This window comes from Mesorhizobium sp. M1E.F.Ca.ET.063.01.1.1 (assembly GCF_003998155.1).
Taxonomy (GTDB): Bacteria; Pseudomonadota; Alphaproteobacteria; order Rhizobiales; family Rhizobiaceae; genus Mesorhizobium.
Map to the genome: position 1 here is coordinate 1 of NZ_RZSC01001288.1, position 961 is coordinate 961.

The 961-nt window shown below is 66.2% G+C and carries 2 protein-coding genes; both read right to left on the minus strand.

Translation table 11 applies throughout. From position 1 onward, the window contains the following. On the minus strand, nt 1-251 hold a 251-nt coding region (rplD, locus tag EOA29_RS38005), incomplete at its 3' end, for a 50S ribosomal protein L4 (RefSeq protein ID WP_127222489.1). After that, nucleotides 251-961, minus strand: a 711-nt coding sequence (gene rplC / locus EOA29_RS38010) for a 50S ribosomal protein L3 (RefSeq protein WP_245468767.1), incomplete at its 5' end; no start/stop codon positions are given. The genes rplD and rplC, both read right to left, overlap by 1 nt.

The following is a 961-nucleotide window of genomic DNA, read 5'->3' on the forward strand; positions in this document are numbered from 1 at the left end:
CCGCGGAACTGCGGAGCGCGAGCCGAATGGTGACGGGCGCGGCCCGTACCCTTCTGCTTGTACATCTTGGCGCCGGTGCGCGCGATCTCGGCGCGGCCCTTGGCCTTGTGCGTGCCCTGCTGCTTCTTGGCGAGCTGCCAGCGCACGACGCGCTGCAGGATGTCCTCGCGCGGGTCAAGGCCGAAAATCTCCTCGGAGAGTTTCACCTTGCCGGCGTCCTTGCCGCCGAGCGTTGTGATCTTGAGGTCCATTATTCTGCTCCCTCAGTAGCCGGGGCGTCGTTCTTGGCGACAGCGGCAGCGCGGATTGCGGCGGGCTTCGGTGCGTTGGCGGGCAGCGCAACCTTGGCCGCGTCGCGAACCAGGATCCAGGCGCCCTTGACGCCCGGAACGGCGCCGCGGATCAGGATCAGGCCGCGGTCGGCGTCGGTCGAGACGACCTCGACATTCTGGGTGGTGACGCGAACGTCGCCCATGTGGCCGGCCATCTTCTTGCCCTTGAACACCTTGCCGGGGTCCTGGCGCTGACCGGTCGAACCGTGCGTGCGGTGCGAGACCGAGTTACCGTGCGTGGCACGGCCGCCACCCATGTTGTGCCGCTTGATCACGCCCTGGAAACCCTTACCGGTCGAAGTGCCCGTGACGTCGACCTTCTGGCCGGCGACGAAGTGCTCGACGGTGAGCTCGGCGCCGACGTCGATCAAGTTGTCGGCGGAGACGCGGAACTCGGCGAGCTTCGCCTTCGGCTCGACGGAGGCGGCAGCGAAATGGCCGCGCATCGCCTTCGACGTGTTCTTCACCTTGGCAAGGCCAACGCCGAGCTGGACGGCGGTGTAGCCGTTCTTCTCCTGCGTGCGCTGCGCCACGACCTGGCAGTTCTCCATCTGGAGAACGGTGACGGGAACGTGTTCCCCGGCATCGTTATAGATGCGGGTCATTCCCACCTTCTTTGCAATCACACC